We start from the raw sequence: 18,545 nt of genomic DNA on the forward strand, positions 1-18,545 counted from the left end.
CGCCTACCAATTTCTGTTTCAACCCCGGCCAACCACCGGACCCGTTGAACAGAGCATGCACCGGGTTCCCCGGTGCTCATATCGTCCCTTGTGGTGATGCAAAAAAAGACCTTGGCCACATTGTTGTGCTACCTTGGTCACTCTGCAACTCCTCTCCAAATTTCTTGATAAGCGATTCGATGAATACGCGATCGACGCTGGTTGATCGGGCTCATGCCGACAAGCGCGTGGCGGCATTGCTCAAGCAGGCTCCCGTCGAGTTCGCGCGCGCCGTCTACGGTATCAATGACCACGCAAGTGGCCGCACCGACACCATGGCCGCACGCGAAGTGGTGCGTGCCCAACGACAGGGCATGCCGCTGACCGAAGAGCGTGCCGAGCAGCGCGCCCGTGCCTATCTTCCGACTGTGGGCCAGGAGCACTGCCCGCGCTGCTGGGTGGTCTACGGGCAGAAAAGCCCGCTGCGTTTTCGCGAGGCAATCGAAGAGCGCCCCGAGTCTGCGTCTTGCCATGCATGCGGCGCCGAGTACGCCACATCGCCGGACTGAGTGAAAGTGCGCGGCGCGGCCGGGCGGTCAGGGTAAACCTTGTCGCGATGCAGCAAAACCGCTCCCTAGAATCATCCGATGACATGGGCGTCCATGTGAAGGAGTCCGCAGTGCAGAGCAAGAAGTCCGGGGTCAAGCCGGTACAGCGAGTGATCAAGAAGTACCCCAACCGAAGGCTCTACGACACCGAGACATCCGCGTACATCACGCTGGCCGAAGTCAAGCAACTGGTCATCCAGAACGCCCAGTTCGTGGTGCGCGATGCAAAGACCGGCGACGATCTCACGCGCAGCATCCTGCTGCAGATCATTCTTGAAGAAGAAGCGGGCGGCGCGCCGATGTTCACCGAGCCGGTGCTGGCGCACATCATCCGTTTCTATGGCCAGGCGATGCAGGGCTACATGGGGCCGTATCTCGAGAAGAACATCCAGGCCATGACCGAAGTCCAGGCCCAGTTGGCGGACAAGGCCGAAGGCCTGACGCCGGAGATGTGGTCGAAGTTCATGACCATGCAGTCGCCGATGCTCCAGGGCTTGATGGGCAACTACGTCGAACAATCGAAGAACGTCTTCCTGCAGATGCAGGAGCAGATGCAGAAAAACACCGAGCAGGTATTGGGGGCCTTTGGCATCAAGCGTCCCTGAGTGCCGTCCGGCCGTCCGGAGGCGCGCTTGCAGTAGCCGCCGCGTTCGGACACGGACGTTGCCCAATGATTGCCCGGCTGTCACCGATAGCTGGGACAATAGGGGCATATGAGCGAAGTTGCCTCCCCCGAACGAACGACAAAGTCCGCCGCCCCCAAGGTTGGCTTTGTGAGCCTGGGCTGCCCCAAGGCCCTTACAGATTCCGAACTTATCCTGACCCGCCTGAGCGCCGAGGGCTACGAAACCTCCAAGACTTTCGAAGGTGCCGATCTGGTGATCGTCAACACCTGCGGCTTCATCGATGATGCCGTCAAGGAAAGCCTGGACACCATCGGTGAAGCGCTGGCCGAGAACGGCCGCGTGATCGTCACCGGCTGCCTGGGCGCCAAGACCGGCGACCAGGGTGGCAATCTGGTGCGCCAGATGCACCCGAGCGTGCTGGCCGTTACCGGCCCGCACGCCACGCAAGAGGTGATGGACGCGGTGCATGCCAACCTGCCCAAGCCGCACGATCCTTTCATCGACCTGGTGCCGAACGCTTTCGGCATCGCCGGCCTCAAGCTGACGCCGCGCCACTATGCGTATTTGAAAATCAGCGAAGGCTGCAATCACCGCTGCACTTTTTGCATCATTCCGTCGATGCGCGGCGACCTCGTGTCGCGGCCGGTCGGCGACGTGCTTGGCGAGGCCAAGGCCTTGTTTGAAGGCGGCGTGAAAGAGCTGCTGGTGATCAGCCAGGACACCTCGGCCTATGGCGTCGACGTGAAGTACCGCACCGGGTTCTGGGACGGCAAGCCCGTCAAGACGCGCATGCTCGAGCTGGTGCGAACGCTCGGTGAAATCGCCGAGCCTTACGGCGCATGGGTTCGTTTGCACTACGTGTACCCGTACCCGAGCGTCGACGAAATCATTCCGTTGATGGCGAGCGGCCAAGTGCTGCCGTACCTCGACGTGCCGCTGCAGCACAGCCATCCCGATGTGCTCAAGCGCATGAAGCGTCCGGCCAGCGGCGAGAAAAACCTGGAGCGCCTGGCGCGCTGGCGCGAGGTGTGCCCCGAGCTGGTGATCCGCAGCACCTTCATTGCCGGTTTTCCCGGCGAGACGGAGCAGGAGTTCGAGCATCTGCTCGACTTCATCCGTGAAGCGCAGATCGATCGCGCCGGTTGCTTTGCCTACAGCCCGGTCGAAGGCGCGACCGCCAACGACATCCCGGGCATGCTGCCCGAGCCTGAACGCGAAGCACGCCGTGCCCGATTCATGGAAGTGGCTGAAGCCGTATCGATCGCCAAGCTGCAAAAGCGCATCGGCGCGACGATGCAGGTGCTGGTCGATTCGGCGCCGGGCATGGGCCGCAAGGGTGGGGTGGGGCGCACGTACGCCGATGCACCCGAGATCGACGGCACGGTTCGCCTGCTGCCGCCCGAGAAGATCAGCAAGACGCTGAAAGTCGGTGAGTTCACTCGCGCGCGCATCGTTGGCGCCGAGGGCCATGACCTGATCGCGCTGCCCGTTTGATGTTTCTGATTCAAGCGGACAAGAAAAAAGCCACCGGAGGCCGGTGGCTTGAATCTAAAGACCCGAAGAACTTGCTAAGGGTCTGCTTGAACTTGGTGCCCAGAAGAGGACTCGAACCTCCACGATGTTACTCGCTAGTACCTGAAACTAGTGCGTCTACCAATTCCGCCATCTGGGCTTTCTCTGCTCTGCAGCAGAGCCCACGAGTATACACAATTTGGCGCGAACAACTCGACGTGTTGAAGCAAATGAAGTGCTGGCCTTGTTCCGGGCGCGTAAATCGCGTCGGGTTCATTGCTGGTGCGCTGGCAACGCGCGGCTTGACCGTGTCGGCCGTTTGATGCGTATTCAAACGACCATGAAAAAAGCCACCGGAGGCCGGTGGCTTGAATCGAATGACCCGAAGAACTTGCTAAGGGTCTGTTTAAACTTGGTGCCCAGAAGAGGACTCGAACCTCCACGATGTTACTCGCTAGTACCTGAAACTAGTGCGTCTACCAATTCCGCCATCTGGGCCCGCATACCTGCCGAAGCAGTTATGTTTTGAATTTCAGGAAAGAAGGAGATCATATCAAAAATAATGTCACTTCCAGCGGCTTGCTGGATGAATTCGAAGGCACTGTTCAAGGACATCGCGACGGGCACGGCTTCGTGCAGCGAGATGACGGCGAGGCCGATATCTACCTGCCTCCGAACGAGATGCGCGCAGTGCTGCACAAGGACCGCGTCAAGGCACGTATCGTGCGGCAAGACCGGCGCGGTCGTCCCGAGGGGCGCGTGGTCGAGATCGTCGAGCGCCCCGAGCAGCCGATCATCGGCCGCCTGTTGCACGAAGGCGGCATCTGGCTCGTTGCCCCCGAAGACAAGCGCTACGGCCAGGACGTCCTGATTCCAAAGGGGGCGACCGGTCCCGCCAAGGTGGGGCAGGTTGTCGTGGTGCAACTCACCGAGCCGCCGGCCCTGTTCGGCCAGCCCGTGGGCCGTGTGAAAGAAGTGCTGGGCGAGATCGACGACCCCGGCATGGAAATCGAAATCGCCGTGCGCAAGTACGGCGTGCCGCATGAGTTTTCCGCGGAGTGCCTGGCCGAGGCCAAGGCGCTTCCAGAGAAGGTCCGTCCCGCCGATAAAAAGGGGCGCGTCGACCTGACCGACATTCCGCTCGTCACCATCGACGGCGAAGATGCACGCGACTTCGACGACGCCGTGTACTGCGAGCCCGCGAAGGTGGGCCGTGGCAAGGGCTGGCGCCTCCTGGTTGCGATTGCCGACGTCAGCGCTTATGTGCAGACCGGCTCTGGCATCGACATCGATGCCTACGACCGCGCCACCAGCGTCTACTTTCCGCGCCGCGTCATTCCGATGCTGCCCGAGAAGCTCTCGAACGGCCTGTGCTCGCTCAACCCCGAAGTCGAGCGCCTGTGCATGGTGTGCGACATGCTCGTGGCCGCCGACGGCGAGATCTACGCCTACCAGTTCTACCCGGCCGTGATGTTCAGCCACGCGCGCTTCACGTACACAGAAGTGGCGGCCATCCTTGGCAACACGCGCGGCCCTGAAGCGGCCAAGCGCAAGGACCGCGTCAAGGACCTGCTGAATCTTGCGGATGTCTACAAGGCACTGCTCAAGCAGCGCGGCAAGCGTGGTGCGGTCGACTTCGAGACCACCGAGACGCAGATCATTTGCGACGACGCCGGCCGTATCGAGAAGATCGTGCCGCGCACGCGCAATGAGGCGCACCGGCTCATCGAAGAAGCGATGCTCGCGGCCAACGTCTGCAGTGCAGACTTCATCGCCGAAGGCAAGCACCCGGGCCTGTTCCGCGTGCACGAAGGCCCGACGCCCGAGAAGAAAGAAATCCTGCGCGGGTATCTGAAGGCCATGGGCGTGGGCCTGAGCATCACCGACGACCCCAAGCCGGGCGAGTTCCAGGCGATTGCCGAGGCCACCAAAGAGCGGCCCGACTCGCAGCAGATCCACACCATGCTGCTGCGCTCGATGCAGCAGGCGATCTACACGCCGTTCAACAGCGGCCACTTCGGCCTGGCCTACGAGGCGTACACGCATTTCACCAGCCCGATTCGCCGCTACCCGGACTTGCTGGTGCACCGCGTGATCAAGGCGATCCTCACCAAGACGCGCTACCAGCTGCCGATGCTGCCGACGCCGGGCGAGGCGCATGCCAAGCTGGCCAAGCGCCTGGCTTCGCGCGTGAAGGCGCCGACGACCAAGCCGCAAAAGGCGACCATCGCCCCGACCAAGGAAGTGCTGGCATGGGAAGCCGCGGGCCTGCATTGCAGTGCCAACGAGCGCCGTGCCGACGAAGCCAGCCGCGACGTCGAGGCCTGGCTCAAGTGCAAGTACATGCGCGAGCACCTGGGCGAGGAATACGGCGGCGTGGTCACCGCGGCCACCACCTTCGGCATCTTCGTCACGCTCGACGCGATGTATGTCGAAGGCCTGGTCCACATCACTGAGCTCGGCGGCGAGTACTTCAAGTTCGATGAGATGCGCCAGGAACTGCGCGGCGAGCGCACCGGCATCCGCTATGCCATCGGCACGCGCGTGCGGGTGCAGGTGAGCCGCGTCGACCTGGACGGCCGCAAGATCGACTTCCGCCTCGTGCGTGAAGGCGAAGACCTGACGGCGCGCGCCATGAAGGACAAGGGCGCGACGTCCGGCGGCGTGCCGGTCAAGGCATCGGCCAAGCGCAGTTCGCGCCACAAGACCGAAGCTGCCAGCGAGCCGCGCGCGGAACGCGGCACGGTCGCCGTGGCCGCGGGGCCGCAGTCGGCCATGCAGGCCTTCAAGTCGGCAGTCAAGAAGGCCGCCAACAAGATGAAGGGGCGCAAGCCCCGCCGTGGATGAAATGCATCCTCTCGCAAACGAAATGACAGACAAGCAGAGAAACAGGAGACATCGAGCATGAGCGTTGAGAGCAACAACAGGGGCCGCATTGCCATCGTCACTGGCGCCGGTTCGGGCATTGGCCGTGCAGCGGCTCTGGCGCTGCTGGGCGACGGCTGGAGCGTGGCGCTGGCAGGGCGTCGCCTGGAGCCGCTGGAGCAGGTGGCCGAAGAGTCGGGCGCCGGCGCGCGTGCGTTCGCCGTGCCTACCGATGTGGCGAATGCCGAATCGGTCCAAGCGCTGTTTGCCGCCACCGTGGAGCGCTTCGGCCGCGTCGACCTGCTGTTCAACAACGCCGGCGTGGGCAACCCGCCGGGTCCGTTTGAAGACTGGACGCCCGAGCAGTGGAAGGGCGTGGTCGACATCAACCTGAGCGGCATGTTCTTCTGCATCCAGCAGGCGTTCCGCACGATGAAGGCGCAAACGCCGCGCGGTGGCCGCATCATCAACAACGGCTCCATCTCGGCCACCACGCCGCGACCGAATTCGGCGGCCTACACGTCGACCAAGCATGCGGTCGAAGGCCTGACCAAGACCGCGTCGCTCGACGGCCGCAAGTACGATATCGCGGTGGGTCAGGTCGACGTGGGCAATGCGATGACCGAGCTGGCCTCGCGCATGGCCAAGGGCGTGCCGCAGGCCAACGGCGAACTGGCCATCGAGCCGCTGATCGACGTCAAGATCGTCGGCCAGTCGGTGCTCTACATGGCGAACCTGCCGCTGGAGGCCAACGTGCTGTTCCACACCATCATGGCGACGAAGATGCCCTTCGTCGGGCGCGGCTAAAAAAGCTCAGGCGGGCGTGGGCGCGCGGCGGGCCAGCGCGCCCGCCGTCAGCGGGGCTGCATCGGCCGGCCATGTGTCGGCGATGTGGCCGTGCTGCCAGGCGGCTTCGTATGCTGCTTCAAAGGCCGGCCGATGGCCTGCCAGTGCGGCACCGATCATGCCGGCCAACACGTCGCCGGTGCCGGCCGTTGCAAGCCGGGCATTGCCGGTCGGGTTGATGACCGCAGGCGCATCGCCCGCATCTGCGATCACGGTGCCAGAACCCTTGAGAACCGCCACGACGTGAAAGCGTGAGGCGAGTTCGCGCGCGGCGGCGAGCCGGTCGGTCTGGATGGCTTCGGCCGTGCAGCCCAGCAGGCGCGCCGCTTCGAGCGGATGCGGCGTGATCACCGTGGGCCGCCCGCGCTTTCCGCGCGATGCCAGTTGTGTCTGCAATGCGCTGTCGGCGGCGATGGCATTGAGGGCGTCGGCATCGAGCACCAAGGCTGCAGATGTCGCGATCACGCGCGGCAGCAACTCACGCACAGCTGTTCCGCCGCCGCAACCACAGACCACCGCCATGCCGGAAAAGTCCAGGGCATGGGCGTCTCGCAGCATCAGTTCGGGTTGCGCGGTATCGACCGGCGCGGCACTCGGGTCGAGCAAGCCGACGAACACGCGGCCCGCGCCGGCATGCAGCGCCGCCGAGCCGGCCAGCAATGCGGCGCCCGCCATGCCCGGCGCGCCACCGATCACTGCGACATCGCCGTAGCTACCCTTGTGCGACGCATGCGTGCGCGAAGTCGCTTCGGGTGAGCCGGCGAGGCGAGCGATCGGCTGGTCGGTGAAGGCGCTGCAACCCAGGTCGTCGAACCAGACCGTGCCCGCGGCACCGCGTCCGTGCGCGGTGAAGAGGCCCGGCTTCAGGGTGAGAAAAGTCAGGCAGGTTCGGGCTGGTTGGGTCTTCGTGCGAAGAAGGTCGCTGCCCAGCGAAAGAACGCCGGTATCCGCATTCAGCCCGGACGGCACGTCGACGCTGAGCACTGGCTGCCCGCTCGCGTGCATCTGCTGAAGCCACTCGACCATCGTGCCTTCGGGTGGTCGAGACGATCCGATGCCGAGCAGTGCGTCGATAGCCAGTTCGTACGCGGCGGGCGGGTTCGGCGCAAAGAGAACGCCCGCATCTCGCGCACGCTGCAGCGACGCCTTGGCATCCGGTGGCAATCGGCCCTCATCGCCCGCGAAAGTGACAACCGGAAAGAACCCCTGATGCCGCAATTGCGCCGCCGCCTCGAAGCCGTCGCCGCCGTTGTTGCCCGGCCCGCAAGCCACCCAGACCGTGCGTGCATGGGGCGCAATGGCCATGGCGAGCCGCGCCACCGCGAGGCCCGCGCGCTGCATCAGCGTGTGGGCGGGCAGGGCGTTCGCCGCGGCTTTTTCGATGCGGCGCGTGGCCGCGATATCGAACAGATCGGCTGTGGTGGCGGAAGAGATGCGTTGCATCGATCCATTGTGCCGCCGGGGCGGGCGCATGGCCGCCGGTGCGCCGCCTATCATCGATGGATGATGTTCAAAAGCCTCGGCTGGGTGCTGGTCCTGCTGCTCATGGGGATCGCGGTTTTCGTGATCTCGGTGATGGCATGGACGCTCGGCCTGGGCTGGGCCGCTGGCCTGCTGGGCATCGTGTGGGGCACGTTCATGCTTGCGGAGTTCAGGCGTTGGTTGCCGTTGCGCGACCTGGCCTGGGCCGCGGGAGCCGGCTATGGCGTCGGTGTCATTCGCTGGCTCGAAGTGCCGCTCGACGAGACCGCAGTCGTTCTGCGCTGGCTGGTGATGGCGGGCTACGCGCTGTGCCTGGTGCTCTTCGTGTGGATCGTGCCCGCGCTGCTCGGGTTGATGGTCCAGAGGCTCAGGCCGCCGGCAGCGCCCGAACTGCCGGTCGAAGCGCCGGCCAGCCGGGAGATGCTGCGCCGCTGGGGTCCTAAAGACTGAGCCGCTCGACGCCCAGGCCTTCGAGGTCGACGCCCGGGTCTTGCCCGCCGATCAGGTCGCCCAGCACGCGCGCGCTGCCGCACGACAAAGCCCAGCCGCTCGAACCGTGGCCGAGGTTGAGCCACACGCCCGGAATGCCGCTGGCGCCCAGCACCGGCGGGCCGTCTGGCAGCATCGGGCGTGCGCCTTTCCACTGCTGTACGCCCGATTGCAGCGTGGCCGCACCCGGAAACCAGTCGTGCAGCACCTTGTAGAGCGTCTGCACGGCGGCGGGATTCATGCTGTCGAGCGAGCCGCCGATTTCGGCACTGCCCGCCACGCGCACGCGCTGGCCCAGGCGCGAAATGGCGACCTTGTAGCGCTCGTCCATCACCGCGCTGCGCGGCGCATTGAGCGGTTCGCGAATAGGGGCGCTGACGGAATGCCCGTAGATCGGCGCCATCGGAATGCGCAGGCCCAGCGGACGCAACAGCGTGGCCGAGGCCAGGCCGGCGCACACCACGATGGCGTCGAAGCGAATGGCTTCCGAGCCGCTTGCCAGCGACAGCGAGGTGGGGGCCGCGCGGCTCAACGGCGCGATGTCGCAGTTGAAGTGAAACTGCGCACCAAGCGACTCGGCCTCCCACTTGAGCAGCAGCGCGAACTGCCGGCAGTTGGCGACTTCGTCGTCCGGCAGATGGATGGCCCCGGCCAGTGCGGTGTCGGTGCTGAGGGCGGGCTCGATCAGCCGGGCCTCGTCGGCATCGACTTCCTTGAACACGCTGCCGGCGGCGCGCAGCACGTCGAGGCCGGGCTGGATCAGCTTTTTCTCGCGCTTGGAGCGCAGCAGCACCAGGTAGCCGTCGCTGCGTTCGTAGCTGAGCTCGCGCGCCTCGGTCACCTCGTGCAGCCGGGTGCGGCTGTAGAAGGCCAGGCGCTGCATGCGGGCACGGTTGGCCAGGTAGGTTTCGAGCTTGCAGGCCTTCTGCCAGCGCGACATCCACCCGAGGTCGCGCGAACTCAGCGGCCAGCGCAGCTTGATGGCGCCGTGCGACGACAGCAGCGAGCGCAGCACCTTGCCGCGCATGCCCGGCGCGGCCCATGGCGTGACGTAGCCGGGGGCGACCACGCCGGCATTGGCGAAGCTGGCTTCTTCCGCAGCGGCGCCTCGGCGCTCGAACACGGTCACTTCATGGCCGTCGGAAACCAGTTCCCAGGCGGTGGTGACGCCGATGATGCCGGCGCCCACGATCGCGATTTTCATTGAATGTTCTAGATAAAAGAGAGAGCAGGCGCCCGTGAATCGGGCGACTGCTGCTATTGATTTTGCAGCGTGCGCTCGGCTTGCAGCGCAATCGCGAGCACGGCGTCGTCGTGCAGCCCGGCATGCCACAGCATCAGGCCCACCGGCAGTTCGCCGGCGGCATGACAAGGCAGCGAGATGGCGCAGCCGTCGAGCATGTTGATGATCGACGGGTTGCGCAGCAGCAGCGCGTTGACGCGGAAAAATTCTTCGTCGCGCTCGGCGCCCGGCGCCACGCTGACGATGGACGGCGCGGTGATCGGTACGGTCGGCGACAGCACGGCGTCGAAAGGTGCCAGCGCCTTTTCGACGCGGGCGATCCAGTCGCGGCGGGCATGGATCAGGTCGATGTATTCGTGTGCCTTCATGCCGGCGCCGCGCAGGATGCGCTGCGCCACGCGCGGGTCGTAGCCGGCGCCGCTGCGTTCCAGCAGCAAGCGGTGCCAGGCATGTGACTCGGCTGCGGAGAAGCCGCCGGTGGCGTTGATGGCCTGCAGGTCGGCCAGCTCGGGCAGCTCGATTTCTTCGATGCGGGCGCCTGCCGCGCGCAGTGCTTTGAGCGAACGCTCGAAGGCGGCGGCCACGGCCGATTCAATGCCGTCGAAGAAAACGTTTTTCACCACGGCCAGCCTGTAGGCGCCAATAGCGGCGGAACCGGCCGTCACGGTCCGCGCGGCCAGGATTTCATGGGCGGTGATGGCGTCGCGCACCGAGCGGGTCATGGCGCAGACCGTATCGAGCGTGGTCGACAGCGGCAGCGCGCCGTCGGCCGGCGTCAGCCGGGCGGTGTTCTTGAAGCCGACGATGCCGTTCAGTGCCGCTGGAATGCGGATCGAGCCGCCGGTGTCGGAACCCAGGCCGATGAAGGCGGCGCCGCTGGCCACCGAAATGGCCGCACCGGATGACGAGCCGCCCGGAATACGCGGTGTGGCGAGGTCGCTCACGTTGGCCGGCGTGCCGTAGTGCGGGTTGACGCCCACGCCGGAAAACGCGAACTCGCTCATGTTCGTGCGACCGGTCAGCACGCCGCCCGCGGCACGCAGGCGCGCGACCGAGAGGGCGTCGGCCTTGGCCGCCGGGGCATGGGACAGCACCACCGAGCCGGCGGGCGTCGGCTGGCCTGCCACGTCGAACAGGTCCTTGGCCGTGAAGGCCAGGCCGGCGAGCCGGCTTTCGGGCGCAGATGCCGCGGCAGCCCGGCGGGCCTCGTCGAACAGGGTGCGGGTGAAGACGTGGGCGCAAGCCGGCGACCCGGAGATATCGATGGCGCGCTCCATTTCGGTGCGTGCATCGGAGCCACCTGCCAGAAGGGTGAGACGGGTGGCGTGTAGGTCGTTCATGGGTGGCTGCAACTGCCGCGTGGACGGCTCGGGTTCAGGGAAGAGGGGGCTGCGGCCGTGCTATACTCTTTGGGTTTCGCTGGCCGAGCGACGGCTCCCGTTGCATCCAGTCAAACACATCCGCAAACCGGCCCAATCAAGGTGTTGTGACTCCATTCAAAAGAGCACAAAACGGGCTGGATTTTAGACCCAACCTTTGGAGTAATTTCAATGTCTACCACCATGCGCGAAATGCTGGAAGCCGGTGTCCATTTCGGTCACCAAACCCGCTTCTGGAACCCCAAGATGGCTCCGTTCATCTTCGGTCACCGCAACAAGATCCACATCATCAACCTGGAAAAGTCGCTCCCGATGTTCCAGGACGCGATGAAGTACGCCAAGCAACTCACGGCCAACCGCGGCACGATCCTGATGGTCGGCACGAAGCGCCAGGCCCGTGAAATCGTGGCGGCTGAAGCCCGTCGCGCCGGCGTGCCTTTCGTCGACACCCGCTGGCTCGGCGGCATGCTGACCAACTTCAAGACCGTCAAGACCTCGATCAAGCGTCTGAAGGACATGAAGGCCCAGCAAGAAGCCGGCCTCGACAGCCTGAGCAAGAAAGAGCAGCTCACGTTCTCGCGCGAAATCGCGAAGCTCGAGAAGGACATCGGCGGCATCCAGGACATGGCTGCGCTGCCGGACGCCATCTTCGTGATCGACGTGGGCTTCCACAAGATCGCCGTGGCCGAAGCCAAGAAGCTGGGCATTCCGCTGATCGGCGTGGTTGACTCCAACCACTCGCCCGAAGGCATCGACTACGTGATCCCTGGCAACGACGACTCGTCGAAGGCTGTCACGCTGTACGCCCGCGGCATCGCCGACGCGATCATCGAAGGCCGCAACAGCGCCGGCGGTGACGTGGTCAAGGCCATCGCCGAAGGCGGTAGCGACGAATTCGTCGAAGTCGAAGAAAGCGCTTCGGCCTGATTGGCGCGCTCGCGAGCCTGAAGAAGGGGCTTTGGTGCCCCTTTTTTTTAACCTGATTTTTGGATTTACGGAGATACAACAATGGCTGCAATCACCGCAAGCATGGTCGGCGAACTGCGCGCAAAGACCGACGCGCCGATGATGGAATGCAAGAAGGCCCTGACCGAGGCCGACGGCAACATGGAAAAGGCCGAAGAGCTGCTGCGCATCAAGCTCGGCAACAAGGCTGGCAAGGCATCGGGCCGCATCACCGCTGAAGGCGTGGTCACGGCGTATGTCGACGGCGCTGTCGGCGGCATGATCGAAATCAACTGCGAAACCGACTTCGTCACCAAGAACGACAGCTTCCTGGCCCTGGCCAACGCTGCCGCCATGCTGGTCGCCAAGAACAACCCCGCTGACATCGCCGCCCTGGGCGCGCTGGCTTACGAGCAGGACGGCTTCGGCCCCACGCTCGAAGACGTGCGCAAGGGCCTGATCGGCAAGATCGGCGAGAACATGAGCTTCCGCCGCTTCAAGCACTTCACGGGCAACGGCAAGCTGGCTTCGTACCTGCACGGCACGCGCATCGGCGTGATGGTCGAGTTCGAAGGCGACGACACGTCGGCCAAGGACGTCGCGATGCACATCGCCGCCATGAAGCCGGTCGCCATCCAGGCATCGGACGTGCCTGTCGAGCTGATCGAAAAAGAGCGCGCCGTGGCTGCCGGCAAGGCTGCCGAAGACCGCAAGGTTGCAGAAGCCGAAGGCAAGAAGCCCCAGCCCGACGACATCGTTGCCAAGCGCATCGAAGGCGGCGTGCAGAAGTACCTCAAGGAAGTCTCGCTGCACAACCAGCCGTTCGTGAAGAACGACAAGCAGACCGTCGAGCAGATGCTCAAGGCCGCCGACACCTCGATCAAGGGTTTCACCCTGTACGTGGTCGGCGAAGGCATCGAAAAGAAGGTCGACGACTTCGCTGCCGAAGTGGCTGCGCAAGTTGCTGCCGCCAAGGCTGCTGCCTGAACCAGCAGCCACCAAAGCGGCGGTGCGCGAACGCGTGCCGCCGCTTTTTCACCGCTACGTTTTACACTCGCCCCCGCCAACTCAAGGAAATTGCCCATGTCTGATCCCCGCCCAGCCCACAAGCGAATCTTGTTGAAGCTGTCGGGAGAGGCATTGATGGGCGACGACGCCTTCGGCATCAACCGCGCCACCATCGTCCGCATGGTCGAGGAGATCGCCGAGGTCGTGAACATGGGCGTCGAGGTGGCCGTGGTCATCGGCGGCGGCAACATCTTCCGCGGCGTCGCGGGAGGCTCCGTCGGCATGGACCGTGCCACGGCCGACTACATGGGCATGCTGGCCACCGTGATGAATGCGCTGGCGCTTGCCGACGCCATGGACAAGCAGGGCCTGGTGGCCCGCGTGATGTCCGCCATTGCCATCGAGCAGGTGGTCGAGCCCTATGTGCGCCCCAAGGCCCTGCAGTACCTCGAAGAGGGCAAGGTCGTGGTGTTCGCTGCCGGCACCGGCAACCCGTTCTTCACCACCGACACGGCCGCTGCGTTGCGCGGTGCCGAAATCGGCGCCGAGCTGGTGCTCAAGGCGACCAAGGTCGATGGCGTCTATTCCGCCGATCCCAAGACCAACCCCAATGCAACGCGCTACGTCTCGCTGACTTTCGACGAGGCGATCGCGCAAAATCTCGGCATCATGGACGCCACGGCCTTTGCGCTGTGCCGCGACCAGAAGCTGCCGATCAAGGTGTTCTCGATTCTCAAGAACGGCGCGTTCAAGCGCGTCGTGATGGGCGAGGACGAAGGCACGCTGGTGCATGCCTAGGAGTATTTGAGATGACCATTGCAGACATCCGCAGTGCGACCGACGCGAAGATGAACCAATCGCTCGCCGCATTCCAGAACAACCTCACCAAGATCCGTACGGGCCGTGCCAATTCGGCCCTGCTCGACTCGATCCACGTCGACTACTACGGCTCGCAAGTGCCGCTGAGCCAGGTGGCGAACGTGTCGGTGCTCGACTCGCGCACCATCAGCGTCCAGCCTTGGGAAAAGGGCATGGGCGCCAAGATCGAGAAGGCCATCCGCGAAAGCGACCTGGGCCTGAACCCCGCATCGATGGGCGACCTGATCCGCGTGCCGCTGCCCGCCATGAGCGAAGAGCGCCGCAAGGAAATGACCAAGCTGGTCCGCAACGAAGGCGAAACCGCCAAGATCGCCACGCGCAACCTGCGCCGCGATGCGAACGAGTCGGTCAAGAAGCTGGTCAAGGACAAGCTCGCTTCCGAAGACGACCAGAAGCGCGCCGAAGCCGAGATCCAGAAGGTCACCGACCGCCACATCGCCGAAATCGACCGGCTGGTCGCGGCCAAGGAAGCGGAGATCATGGCCGTTTGAGGCCTGCCATGGCCTCGTCATCGCCGCGCATTCCCCACCACGTTGCCATCGTCATGGACGGCAACGGCCGTTGGGCGACGCGGCGGTTCTTGCCTCGCGTGGCGGGGCACAAGCAGGGCGTTGAATCGCTGCGGCGCTGCGTCAAGGCTTGCGCCGACCGCGGCGTGGGCGTGCTCACGGTGTTCGCCTTCTCGTCCGAGAACTGGAATCGTCCGGTCGAAGAGGTGTCGGGCCTGATGGAACTCATGGTCGGCGCGCTCGGCCGCGAGGTGCCCCGGCTCAGCAGCGACGGCGTGCGGCTGCATTTCGTCGGCGAGCGTGCCGGCCTCTCGCCCAAGATGGTGAAAGGCCTGGTCGATGCCGAGGCTGCCACCGCGCACAACACGCGCATGGTGCTCAACGTCTGCTTCAACTACGGCGGCCGGTGGGACATCGCGCAGGCTGCCGCCAAGCTGGCGGCGCAGGGCGATGCCATCACCGAAGCCAGCCTCGACCGCGCGATGGCGCTGGCCCATGTGCCAGACCCCGACCTTTTCATCCGCACGGGTGGCGAGCAGCGGTTGTCCAATTTCCTGCTCTGGCAAAGTGCCTATGCCGAGCTGTTCTTCAGCGACAAGCTGTGGCCCGAATTCGACGAGGCCGCGCTGGACGAGGCCATCGGCGCGTTCCAGGGCCGCGAGCGCCGCTTCGGCCAAACCTCGGCACAGGTCTCGACGGCCACTGCCTGAAGAGACCCCAACACCTCCCGCATGCTCAAACAACGCATCCTCACGGCGATCGTGCTGCTCGCGATCCTGCTGCCAGCGCTGTTCTATCGCAACTACATCCCCTTCGCGTGCGTGATGCTCGTGCTGATCGGCGCGGCGGCGTGGGAGTGGGGCCGTTTGAACGGCTACGGCCAGAAGATGTCGCTGTTCCTGGGTGCCGAGACGGTGCTGCTGTGTGGGCTGTCGTGGTGGCTGGGCCTGCTGGAGCAGCCGCTGGTCTTGATGTGGACCCTCGCCGCCGCGGCCTGGGTGCTGGGCGGTGCGGCGCTGTTGCGCGTTGCGGTGCCGGGCTGGCCCCGCATTCCGCGCGGGCTGCGGCTGGTCGGTGGACTGCTGGCGCTGTGGGTCGCGTGGCTTGCCGCGGTGCAGGCGCGCGTTGTGGGCATCAATTTCCTGCTGTCGATCCTGGTGCTGGTGTGGGTGGCCGACGTGTTCGCCTATTTCGCCGGCCGTGCTTTCGGCCTCAAGTTCACCCGCGGCAAGCTGGCGCCGGCGATCAGCCCGGGCAAGAGCTGGGAAGGTGTCTGGGGCGGAATGATCGGCGTGGTGGTGCTGGCGTTCGCCTGGGTCTGGGCCGACAAGGCACTGGGCGCAACCGTCGCCAGCCTCTACACGCGCCTGTACGAGCGCGGCTGGTGGCTGTTGCTGCTGGGCGCCATCTTTCTCGCTGCGATGAGCGTCGTGGGCGATCTCGTCGAATCCCTGATCAAGCGCAGCGCCGGTGCCAAGGACAGCAGCCGGCTGCTACCGGGCCACGGCGGCGTGCTCGACCGCGTGGATGCCCTCTTGCCGGCACTTCCCATTGCCATGATGCTGGCCTTCCTGTGAACACTCCCAAACAACGCGTGACGGTGCTCGGCTCGACCGGTTCGGTCGGTGTCAGCACGCTCGACGTCATTGCCCGCCACCCCGAGCGCTTCGAGGTCTTTGCGCTGTCGGCCGCCACCAAGGTGGACGAGCTGCTTGCACAGTGCGCCCAGTTCTCGCCGCGCTTCGCCGTGATGGCCAGCGCGCCGCATGCGGCGTTGCTGGCGGAAAAAATCAAGCAATGCGGCTTGAAGACGCACGTCCTGACCGGCGATGATGCTATTGAAAAGATAGCTTCCCACGAAGAGGTCGATGCGGTCATGGCAGCCATCGTCGGTGCCGCGGGCCTTGGCCCTTGCCTGGCCGCCGCCCGCGCCGGCAAGCGCCTGCTGCTGGCCAACAAGGAGGCCCTGGTTGTCGGCGGCGAGCTGTTCATGCGAACGGTGCGCGAGGGCGGCGCCACGCTGCTGCCCATCGACAGCGAGCATTCGGCCATTTTCCAGTCGCTGCCCGAAGACCCGTCCACGTGGTCGCGGCGCATCGACAAGATCATCCTGACCGCCTCGGGCGGCCCGTTTCTCACGCGTGCGCCCGAAACCCTGGGGGCGGTCACGCCCGAGCAGGCTTGCGCGCATCCGAACTGGGTCATGGGCCGCAAGATCTCGGTCGACTCGGCCACGATGATGAACAAGGCGCTCGAGGTGATCGAGGCGCGCCACCTGTTCGGCGTCTTGCCCGAGCAGATCGAGGTGGTCATTCATCCGCAGAGCGTGGTGCATTCGATGGTGCAGTTCACCGATGCATCGGTCATGGCGCAGCTCGGTACGCCCGACATGCGGGTGCCGATCGCGGTGGGCCTGGCCTGGCCGGAGCGCATCGAAAGCGGCGCTGCGCGTCTTGATTTCCGCCAGATGGCATCCCTGACCTTCAATGCACCCGACGCGGCGCTCTTTCCGGGGCTGAGCCTGGCCTGGCACGCGCTGCGCGCAGCGCCCGGCACCACCGCCGTGCTGAACGCCGCCAACGAGGTCGCCGTCGAGGCCTTCCTGGACCGGCGCCTGCGTTTCGATCGCATTCATGCGGTCAACATGGAAACTTTGGAGCGGGTCGCCCCCTCCAAGCCGGCATCGCTGGCCGACCTGCTGGCGCTCGATGCCAGCGCACGCGCGGCGGCCAATGCCGCGGCACTGCGTTTCGCAGCCTGACTGACCCCTTACCAGCTCTCGAAGGTTCCTGATGCTCACTGTCATAGCCTTTGTGGTCGCGCTCGGTGTCTTGATCGCCGTGCACGAATACGGCCACTACCGCGTCGCGGTGGCCTGCGGCGTCAAGGTCGAGCGTTTTTCGGTCGGCTTCGGCAAGGCGCTGTTCCGCTGGCAGCCCAAGCGCCAGCATCCGGGGCAATCTACCGAGTTCGTCATTGGCGCATTCCCGCTGGGCGGCTACGTCAAGATGCTCGACGAGCGCGAGGGGCCGGTCGCGCCTGAAGAGCGCCATCGCGCCTTCAATACCCAGCCGCTGCGTTCGCGCGCGGCCATCGTCGCCGCGGGCCCGATTGCCAACCTGTTGCTCGCCGTCGTGCTTTACACGGCGGTCAACTGGATCGGCGTGCAGGAGCCGGTCGCCAAGCTGGCGCGGCCGGTGGCGGCCTCGCTGGCTGAAGCAGCGGGCTTGCGTGGTGGCGAGCACATCACGCAGGCGGGCTTCGATGGCGATCTGTCGCCCGTCCAATCTTTTGAAGACCTGCGCTGGCGCATGACGCGCGGCGCGCTCGACGGTCACGACCTGACGCTCGAAGTGGCAGGCGAGGGCGGCCGGCCTTCGCGCCAGGTGTTGCTTCCACTGAGTCGCATCGAAACCCGCGACGCCGATCCGCAGATGTTCCGCAAGATCGGCGTGCTTGCACCGCTGACCCGCCCCGAGATCGGGGAAGTCATGGCGGGCAGCGCGGCCGAGCGCTCCGGCCTTCGCAATGGCGACCTGGTCCGCAGCATCGGAAGCACCGCCATCATCGATGGCCAGCAGCTGCGCGAGGTGATCCGCGCCTCGGTCGACGGCGGCCAGCCGCGCACGCAAGCCTGGCAGATCGAGCGCGGCGGCCAGCCGCTCACGCTCGACGTGACACCCGAAGTGCGGGAAGAAAACGGTGCCAAGGTCGCCCGTGTCGGCGCCTTCGTCGGCGCTCCGCCTGAAATGGTGACGGTGCGCCAGGGTCCTGTCGACGGCATCTGGCGCGGCGTGGTGCGCACCTGGGAGGTGTCCGCCCTCACCGTGCGCATGATGGGCAAGATGGTCATCGGCGAGGCTTCGCTCAAGAACCTCAGTGGCCCGCTCACCATTGCCGACTACGCCGGCAAGTCCGCAAGTCTCGGTTTTACCCAGTACCTCGTCTTCCTCGCGCTCATCAGCGTGAGCCTGGGGGTGCTCAATCTCATGCCGCTGCCGGTCCTCGATGGGGGGCACCTGATGTATTATCTTTGGGAGGGCCTGACCGGCAAAAGCGTCTCTGATGCTTGGATGGAACGGCTTCAGCGCGGCGGTGTCGCTTTGCTGCTGGTCATGATGTCGGTCGCACTTTTCAACGACGTCACGCGGCTCTTTGGTTAACTTTCTGCCGGC

At 65.2% G+C, this 18,545-nt stretch carries 17 protein-coding genes and 2 tRNA genes; 14 read left to right on the forward strand and 5 right to left on the reverse strand.

The window, feature by feature from the left end:
- The 3 genes from DBV14_RS23130 to rimO all read left to right on the forward strand — a co-directional run.
- Nucleotides 1–548 (forward strand): hypothetical protein (locus DBV14_RS23130; RefSeq protein WP_260397195.1); only part of this gene is annotated, 548 nt, incomplete at its 5' end.
- Between the two features lie 83 nt (nucleotides 549–631).
- Nucleotides 632–1,192: a polyhydroxyalkanoate synthesis repressor PhaR gene (gene phaR / locus DBV14_RS23135; RefSeq protein WP_124462494.1), complete on the forward strand. Its 561-nt coding sequence runs from the start codon at nucleotides 632–634 to the stop codon at nucleotides 1,190–1,192.
- A gap of 108 nt (nucleotides 1,193–1,300) precedes the next feature.
- Nucleotides 1,301–2,707: a 30S ribosomal protein S12 methylthiotransferase RimO gene (gene rimO, locus DBV14_RS23140; protein ID WP_124462496.1), complete on the forward strand. Its 1,407-nt coding sequence runs from the start codon at nucleotides 1,301–1,303 to the stop codon at nucleotides 2,705–2,707.
- Nucleotides 2,708–2,800: 93 nt separating this feature from the next.
- Here the strand turns inward: rimO and DBV14_RS23145 are convergent.
- Nucleotides 2,801–2,885 (reverse strand) — tRNA-Leu (locus tag DBV14_RS23145).
- A 253-nt stretch (nucleotides 2,886–3,138) separates the two neighbouring features.
- Nucleotides 3,139–3,223, reverse strand: a tRNA-Leu gene (locus tag DBV14_RS23150).
- Nucleotides 3,224–3,250: 27 nt separating this feature from the next.
- Here DBV14_RS23150 and rnr point away from each other — a divergent pair.
- Nucleotides 3,251–5,572 carry a ribonuclease R gene (gene rnr, locus DBV14_RS23155; RefSeq protein WP_260397196.1) on the forward strand — a complete coding sequence of 774 codons (2,322 nt, stop codon included), beginning with the start codon at nucleotides 3,251–3,253 and terminating at the stop codon, nucleotides 5,570–5,572.
- A 57-nt stretch (nucleotides 5,573–5,629) separates the two neighbouring features.
- The gene (locus DBV14_RS23160; RefSeq protein ID WP_124462498.1) at nucleotides 5,630–6,397 is read left to right on the forward strand and encodes an SDR family oxidoreductase; all 768 of its coding nucleotides are present in this window, start codon (nucleotides 5,630–5,632) and stop codon (nucleotides 6,395–6,397) included.
- A 6-nt stretch (nucleotides 6,398–6,403) separates the two neighbouring features.
- Here the strand turns inward: DBV14_RS23160 and DBV14_RS23165 are convergent, their stop codons facing one another.
- Nucleotides 6,404–7,879 carry an NAD(P)H-hydrate dehydratase gene (locus DBV14_RS23165; RefSeq protein WP_124462500.1) on the reverse strand — a complete coding sequence of 492 codons (1,476 nt, stop codon included), beginning with the start codon at nucleotides 7,877–7,879 and terminating at the stop codon, nucleotides 6,404–6,406.
- Nucleotides 7,880–7,939: 60 nt separating this feature from the next.
- Between DBV14_RS23165 and DBV14_RS23170 the strand changes: the two genes are divergently transcribed.
- The gene (locus tag DBV14_RS23170) at nucleotides 7,940–8,368 is read left to right on the forward strand and encodes a hypothetical protein (protein ID WP_124462501.1); all 429 of its coding nucleotides are present in this window, start codon (nucleotides 7,940–7,942) and stop codon (nucleotides 8,366–8,368) included.
- Here the strand turns inward: DBV14_RS23170 and DBV14_RS23175 are convergent.
- The gene (locus tag DBV14_RS23175; RefSeq protein ID WP_124462503.1) at nucleotides 8,358–9,611 is read right to left on the reverse strand and encodes a D-amino acid dehydrogenase; all 1,254 of its coding nucleotides are present in this window, start codon (nucleotides 9,609–9,611) and stop codon (nucleotides 8,358–8,360) included. The two genes, DBV14_RS23170 and DBV14_RS23175, sit on opposite strands and share 11 nt — an antisense overlap.
- Nucleotides 9,612–9,664: 53 nt before the next feature.
- Nucleotides 9,665–10,990, reverse strand: a complete 1,326-nt coding sequence (locus tag DBV14_RS23180; protein WP_124462504.1) for an amidase — start codon at nucleotides 10,988–10,990, stop codon at nucleotides 9,665–9,667.
- A 210-nt stretch (nucleotides 10,991–11,200) separates the two neighbouring features.
- On the opposite strand from DBV14_RS23180, the gene rpsB reads away from it, so the two are divergent.
- The 8 genes from rpsB (at nucleotide 11,201) to rseP (ending at nucleotide 18,533) form a co-directional block, all read left to right on the forward strand.
- The gene (rpsB, locus tag DBV14_RS23185; protein ID WP_124462506.1) at nucleotides 11,201–11,956 is read left to right on the forward strand and encodes a 30S ribosomal protein S2; all 756 of its coding nucleotides are present in this window, start codon (nucleotides 11,201–11,203) and stop codon (nucleotides 11,954–11,956) included.
- 81 nt (nucleotides 11,957–12,037) lie between these two features.
- Entirely contained in the window at nucleotides 12,038–12,961 is a 924-nt protein-coding gene (gene tsf, locus DBV14_RS23190; RefSeq protein WP_124462508.1) for a translation elongation factor Ts, read from the forward strand.
- Nucleotides 12,962–13,057: 96 nt separating this feature from the next.
- Nucleotides 13,058–13,780 carry a UMP kinase gene (pyrH, locus tag DBV14_RS23195; protein ID WP_124462510.1) on the forward strand — a complete coding sequence of 241 codons (723 nt, stop codon included), beginning with the start codon at nucleotides 13,058–13,060 and terminating at the stop codon, nucleotides 13,778–13,780.
- An 11-nt stretch (nucleotides 13,781–13,791) separates the two neighbouring features.
- Nucleotides 13,792–14,352 (forward strand): ribosome recycling factor, encoded by a 561-nt coding sequence (gene frr, locus DBV14_RS23200; protein WP_124462512.1) that lies wholly within the window; start codon nucleotides 13,792–13,794, stop codon nucleotides 14,350–14,352.
- A gap of 8 nt (nucleotides 14,353–14,360) precedes the next feature.
- The gene (uppS, locus tag DBV14_RS23205) at nucleotides 14,361–15,080 is read left to right on the forward strand and encodes a polyprenyl diphosphate synthase (RefSeq protein WP_124462513.1); all 720 of its coding nucleotides are present in this window, start codon (nucleotides 14,361–14,363) and stop codon (nucleotides 15,078–15,080) included.
- A 21-nt stretch (nucleotides 15,081–15,101) separates the two neighbouring features.
- Nucleotides 15,102–15,947, forward strand: a complete 846-nt coding sequence (locus tag DBV14_RS23210) for a phosphatidate cytidylyltransferase (RefSeq protein WP_124462515.1) — start codon at nucleotides 15,102–15,104, stop codon at nucleotides 15,945–15,947.
- Nucleotides 15,944–17,131, forward strand: a complete 1,188-nt coding sequence (gene ispC / locus DBV14_RS23215; RefSeq protein WP_124462517.1) for a 1-deoxy-D-xylulose-5-phosphate reductoisomerase — start codon at nucleotides 15,944–15,946, stop codon at nucleotides 17,129–17,131. The genes DBV14_RS23210 and ispC overlap by 4 nt, the downstream gene beginning before the upstream one ends.
- 28 nt (nucleotides 17,132–17,159) lie before the next feature.
- Nucleotides 17,160–18,533 carry an RIP metalloprotease RseP gene (gene rseP / locus DBV14_RS23220; protein ID WP_124462519.1) on the forward strand — a complete coding sequence of 458 codons (1,374 nt, stop codon included), beginning with the start codon at nucleotides 17,160–17,162 and terminating at the stop codon, nucleotides 18,531–18,533.
- The last annotated feature ends 12 nt before the right edge of the window (nucleotides 18,534–18,545 follow it).

Origin of the sequence: Variovorax sp. KBW07, from assembly GCF_003852515.1 — a bacterium.
Lineage (GTDB): Bacteria > Pseudomonadota > Gammaproteobacteria > Burkholderiales > Burkholderiaceae_C > Variovorax.

What these genes read in the sequence shown, in the direction of transcription:
- DBV14_RS23170 (WP_124462501.1), top strand. Translation starts at nt 7,940, where the DNA reads ATGATGTTCAAAAGCCTCGGCTGGGTGCTGGTCCTGCTGCTCATGGGG.
- pyrH (WP_124462510.1), top strand. Translation starts at nt 13,058, where the DNA reads ATGTCTGATCCCCGCCCAGCCCACAAGCGAATCTTGTTGAAGCTGTCG.
- uppS (WP_124462513.1), top strand. Translation starts at nt 14,361, where the DNA reads ATGGCCTCGTCATCGCCGCGCATTCCCCACCACGTTGCCATCGTCATG.
- frr (WP_124462512.1), top strand. Translation starts at nt 13,792, where the DNA reads ATGACCATTGCAGACATCCGCAGTGCGACCGACGCGAAGATGAACCAA.
- DBV14_RS23165 (WP_124462500.1), bottom strand. Translation starts at nt 7,879, where the DNA reads ATGCAACGCATCTCTTCCGCCACCACAGCCGATCTGTTCGATATCGCG.
- rpsB (WP_124462506.1), top strand. Translation starts at nt 11,201, where the DNA reads ATGTCTACCACCATGCGCGAAATGCTGGAAGCCGGTGTCCATTTCGGT.
- DBV14_RS23175 (WP_124462503.1), bottom strand. Translation starts at nt 9,611, where the DNA reads ATGAAAATCGCGATCGTGGGCGCCGGCATCATCGGCGTCACCACCGCC.
- phaR (WP_124462494.1), top strand. Translation starts at nt 632, where the DNA reads ATGGGCGTCCATGTGAAGGAGTCCGCAGTGCAGAGCAAGAAGTCCGGG.
- rimO (WP_124462496.1), top strand. Translation starts at nt 1,301, where the DNA reads ATGAGCGAAGTTGCCTCCCCCGAACGAACGACAAAGTCCGCCGCCCCC.
- DBV14_RS23210 (WP_124462515.1), top strand. Translation starts at nt 15,102, where the DNA reads ATGCTCAAACAACGCATCCTCACGGCGATCGTGCTGCTCGCGATCCTG.
- DBV14_RS23180 (WP_124462504.1), bottom strand. Translation starts at nt 10,990, where the DNA reads ATGAACGACCTACACGCCACCCGTCTCACCCTTCTGGCAGGTGGCTCC.
- DBV14_RS23160 (WP_124462498.1), top strand. Translation starts at nt 5,630, where the DNA reads ATGAGCGTTGAGAGCAACAACAGGGGCCGCATTGCCATCGTCACTGGC.
- tsf (WP_124462508.1), top strand. Translation starts at nt 12,038, where the DNA reads ATGGCTGCAATCACCGCAAGCATGGTCGGCGAACTGCGCGCAAAGACC.